The following is a 4,353-nucleotide window of genomic DNA, read 5'->3' as shown; positions in this document are numbered from 1 at the left end:
GTTACGAATGGTGTCGCCCCATTCAATACGGTGGTTATCTTCACCGTGTAGGAACATGTTCATTTTGGCGAGTGCCCAAGTTGAACCAATCGCTTCTTGACCAAATAATGCGTACTTTTTAGAGCCAGAGTTTTTACGCACCATAGCGCCACATTTTAACAGCAACGAGCCACTGCCTGTACATGGGTCACATATTTGGTCGCCCTCAACAGGTTCTAAAACGGTAGCGAGAAGGGTTGAAACCTCTGGTGGGGTATAGTATTCGCCAGCGGTCGCGCCACTGCCAGCCGCAAAGTGTTTAATAAGGTATTCATATGCATTACCGATGATGTCTAGGCTGCCCACACGCTCTGTACTTAGGTTTAAAATGTCTTTACCAAAGTCTTCTAGCAAGTGGCGCAGTAAATCGTTTTTTTGTTTTTCTTGGCCTAAGCGGTCAGTGTTAAAGCTGATGTCTTGGAATACGTTTTTAAGCTTACTGCCATTAGCTTCTTCAATGGCATGAAGGGCTTTATCAATGCGCTCACCGTTGCCTGCTTCATAGCGTTTTTCGTATAAGTCCCAAAAGCTCGCGCCTTCAGGTAACACAAAGCGCTGCTTAGCCATCATTGCATCTACTAGGGCTTTATTATTTCCGAATTGCTGAGCTAACTTAGCGTGTTCGTCTTTGTATACATCAGAGATATATTTTAAAAACAGCATGGTGAGAATGAAATCTTTATAGGTATCGGCACTGATCACACCACGAAAGGTGTCGCAGGCGTTCCATACTGCTTTGTTAATATCGTCCTGATTGATTTGATTTATAGTTGTTGCCATAGTTATGTAATACCTTAATTTAGTTAATCATAAACGTCTTAATTTAGTAACTGCAATGCAATTGCTGCTTGTTCTTTATCTTTATTTTCAATTAGTTTAGATAACGCAGTGCGCTCTTTTGTAGCGCACTTATGCATATTTGCGATAAGTTGCTGGTCTTTAATATCTAACAGCTTGATTGGGGTGTTTTCTAGCACTTGCCTACGCACACTTAAATGCAACGACCCCTCAGCGGTGGTGCTGAAATAGCGCTGAGCTGGTAATTGGTTTAATTGCCAACAGATGAATTCAGGTTTCACTCGATTTTGATACTCAGGTTTTACTCGTATCAAAAAAAAGTGTGGAGAGCAGACTGTTTTTTCGGGCAAACTATCAACTAAAGCAGAAAAATGCTTTACACCTTTAGCAACAAACAGCACATCACCGGAACGTAGCCAATTTGGCGCCTTTTTACCGGGAAGTATTACTTTAACCATTTCATCCTGAAAAATTTCTCCTGTGGCGCGTGTATCTCTAACTTGAACTACGTGCGCATCCCCTTGTTCATCAGCGGGAATACTTCCTCTAAAAGGATAGCCAGAAAACACATCAGCAACCTCGCAAAGTACTGTAAACATTGGAGCTGATACCTTTTTTATAAAATTTATAAACTATTTGTAGCTAAAATAATATGTAGCATACAGAAACAGCCTACCCTATAGGTTAATAATATTGATACAAAATAAGATATAAATCAATTATTTTGCAGTTTTTAAATGGTGCAATATTAATGGTGGCGACATAAAAATTAATGTTATAGAGGTAAAGTTTAATTTATTATGGGACAAGTCACACTTTTAGCTTGTTTTCACCCTGCGAAAATAGATACATCCGTAGTAAAAGGAATAACATGGACAGCAATCAAGACTCTTCTAAATTAGGGTCCAAACCGTTTTTAGAGCAGTTCGAGGAAGAGCTATTTAATAGTGCGGATAGCAATAATAAAATAAAAATTAAAGAAGAAAAGTCTGGTTACTATTTTTTACCTCCACTACAAGACTCTTTGGAGCTTTTAAATTTACCTCACACGCAAAAGCAACTTTTAGATTTAGCTGAATCAGTTTTTGAAACTTCTTCAAAAATTGGTCGCTCCAGTAAGTTTGCACTGTTCAGAGGTGGTGTTAGTCCGCGAGTTATTTCAAAGTTGGTCGACTTTTATAAAAACTTGCCTATACCGTTTGATACTATATTTACAACTGAAAACTTAAATAAAATTGATAAAAGTGCGAAGGTTGGCTCTAATGCCGTAAATTGGTTATTTGCCATCCCATCTTATAAATTAAGTGCCCCAAATGATGAATCAGATAAAGAACTAAAGCCGCTCTTTCATTTTATTGAGAAACGATGTGAAACCGAGGCTACCTTCGTAGAATCGTTCCGAGAAAAAATAAAAAATGGTGATATTGATCGTGAAGATACTGTGGCTATTTATAAGCATGCAAATGTTTTTTGGATAAGTGAAACGAAAGTGCCTAAACATGCAATTCGTACGTTAGGCAATATAGTAAAATATCCAGAAAGATTAAAAAAACCAACTAAAGAGGATACTCTTAGCGTTATTGAAAGCTATTGTTTCATGAACTTAGATTTTTATTTAGAGGCTATAACCTATTTTGAAATAGGTTTAAGATATGAATATGGTAATGATCCACAAAACCTTAAAAATGAACTTGGTACTATAACGAGAAGTATTTATGCGTTTGCAACCAATAACAATATTAATACTTGTTTTGAAGCTTTGTTAATTGAATATAAAAAAATCCTTACGGATTTAGTTGGTAAAACAGGCTTTAGAGACTTAGCAAGGTTCATAGATATCAATGAACTTGAAAATGCTGATTTAAGTGAATCTCTTGATGATAGAAAGTATACGCAGCTAAAACGTTGGCGTAATGGAAAAGATGTACCTAGTAATGAAAGACTAGCCATGTTTTTAGATAGGATAGATGAATATGCTAATGTCGATTCTGGGTATGTATTAAAGATGGCTTTCAGAATTGCATTGGGCGTAGATAAATTGGTTGGTAAAATTGTATCTGATACAGCTTTTGATAATTGTGAACCTCATGAAGTTGAAGCTATTATTAAAAAAGTACTTTCAGAAATTCCCACTTATTATGAGTCAAATATTACTGACTTCTTAAATGCTAAAAAAGCCGGCTAAATAATTTTAGTCGGCATTTTATTAATTTTAACAATGTCTAATTGACCTATTCGTCATCTAGCTGCTCTTGCCAATCATCTGGCCTTTCGTCTTCACCACGGCTTTGCCAGTAAGCATCATTTTCAGGGTTTAATTGGTTAGAGTGGTTATCTGCGTCATGCTTATCCATACTATTTCACTCCTTTGTTAGCATTTTTTGCAGCTGCACGCATAGCTTTTGCTGCAAATCCATTCTTAGCAATCTTACCACCATTGTTTTTTGCTTCATGGCTAACAATACGACGGGCTGCATCTGGTGTCATTGGAACTTTTTTGTGACTCATTTCTTTTTCTCCATTAGATTTAAAAGTTATTGGCAGAAGCCTCTGCCAACAAAATGAATTATGGATGAGTCACAATGACAATGGGCGGGGGGGAGTTAGTCCAAATTGAAATTATTTTAAAACAACTAGGGCGTGTTGATCTTTGCGGTATAAAAAACAAACAGCATGAGGATAAGGTATAATTGAATTCGCTAAAAAACGTTACACCGAACCCTCATGCCAAGATTAATGTTAACAGACGCGACATGGAATGTCTTATCAAAAGTAATGCACTTAAGTGGTCGAATTTATAATAAGCCTGAGCATAGAAAAACGCTCGAAGGCATACTCTATAAGATGCGTACCGGTATTCCTTGGCGAGATTTACCGTCTTATTTCGGCTCGTGGAGTGCTATCTATAGACGATTTAATTTATGGTCCAAAAAAGATATTTTGAATGAATTATTTCGTGTGTTATCCCACTATGCTGATATGGATTGGATCTTTATTGATGGCAGTATTGTCAGGGCTCACCAGCATAGTTGCGGTGCAAGAACCGCTGGCAATGAATCAATCGGTAAGAGTCGAGGTGGCAATTCGACTAAAATTCATCTTGCAGTAGATAGCGGAGGATTGCCTGTTTATTATGAATTATCCTGTGGAAATACGCATGATATCGTCCATGCAGAGTCACTTGTAGACAATTGCCCAACGAGTAATGTGGTTGTCGCAGATAAAGGCTACGATAGTGAAAAACTAAGAGAGTTTATTCGTGATAATAGCGCTACACCCGTTATTCCACGCAAGGATAACAGTTTAGTGGGTAATGAAGATATTGACTGGTGCATGTACAAATATAGGCACTTAGTTGAGAATGCCTTTGGTCGGATCAAACAATATAGAGGGATAGCTACAAGGTATGAAAAGCTTGAACGGAATTATCATTCCATGCTCGCTTTAGCATTTACTATGATGTGGCTACCAATGTGGGCTGATTAATATATATACTACAAAGATCAACAGCCCCTA

The 4,353-nt window shown here is 37.4% G+C and carries 6 protein-coding genes; 2 read left to right on the top strand and 4 right to left on the bottom strand.

The features are described from left to right. Nucleotides 1–819 (bottom strand): class I SAM-dependent DNA methyltransferase (locus L647_RS0114310; protein ID WP_024611684.1); only part of this gene is annotated, 819 nt, incomplete at its 3' end. A gap of 38 nt (nucleotides 820–857) precedes the next feature. After that, the gene (locus L647_RS0114305; protein ID WP_029880491.1) at nucleotides 858–1,436 is read right to left on the bottom strand and encodes a hypothetical protein; all 579 of its coding nucleotides are present in this window, start codon (nucleotides 1,434–1,436) and stop codon (nucleotides 858–860) included. Nucleotides 1,437–1,708: 272 nt separating this feature from the next. Here L647_RS0114305 and L647_RS0114300 point away from each other — a divergent pair, with 272 nt between their 5' ends. Next, a complete protein-coding gene (locus tag L647_RS0114300; RefSeq protein ID WP_024611682.1) occupies nucleotides 1,709–3,022 on the top strand; it encodes a hypothetical protein in 1,314 nt (437 codons plus the stop codon). Nucleotides 3,023–3,068: 46 nt separating this feature from the next. On the opposite strand, the gene L647_RS1000000126725 is transcribed toward L647_RS0114300, so the two are convergent. Both L647_RS1000000126725 and L647_RS1000000126130 read right to left on the bottom strand, forming a co-directional pair. Next, nucleotides 3,069–3,191, bottom strand: a complete 123-nt coding sequence (locus tag L647_RS1000000126725; protein ID WP_011328745.1) for a hypothetical protein — start codon at nucleotides 3,189–3,191, stop codon at nucleotides 3,069–3,071. A gap of 1 nt (nucleotide 3,192) precedes the next feature. Next, nucleotides 3,193–3,345: a hypothetical protein gene (locus tag L647_RS1000000126130; RefSeq protein WP_173399990.1), complete on the bottom strand. Its 153-nt coding sequence runs from the start codon at nucleotides 3,343–3,345 to the stop codon at nucleotides 3,193–3,195. 216 nt (nucleotides 3,346–3,561) lie between these two features. On the opposite strand from L647_RS1000000126130, the gene L647_RS0114280 reads away from it, so the two are divergent. Beyond that, on the top strand, nucleotides 3,562–4,323 hold the full coding sequence (locus tag L647_RS0114280; RefSeq protein ID WP_024611512.1) for an IS5 family transposase: 762 nt from the start codon (nucleotides 3,562–3,564) through the stop codon (nucleotides 4,321–4,323). Nucleotides 4,324–4,353: the final 30 nt, after the last annotated feature.

The sequence above is a fragment of the Pseudoalteromonas sp. TB64 genome, from assembly GCF_000498095.1.
Classification (GTDB): domain Bacteria; phylum Pseudomonadota; class Gammaproteobacteria; order Enterobacterales; family Alteromonadaceae; genus Pseudoalteromonas.
This window is presented reverse-complemented; position numbering and strand designations above follow the sequence as displayed.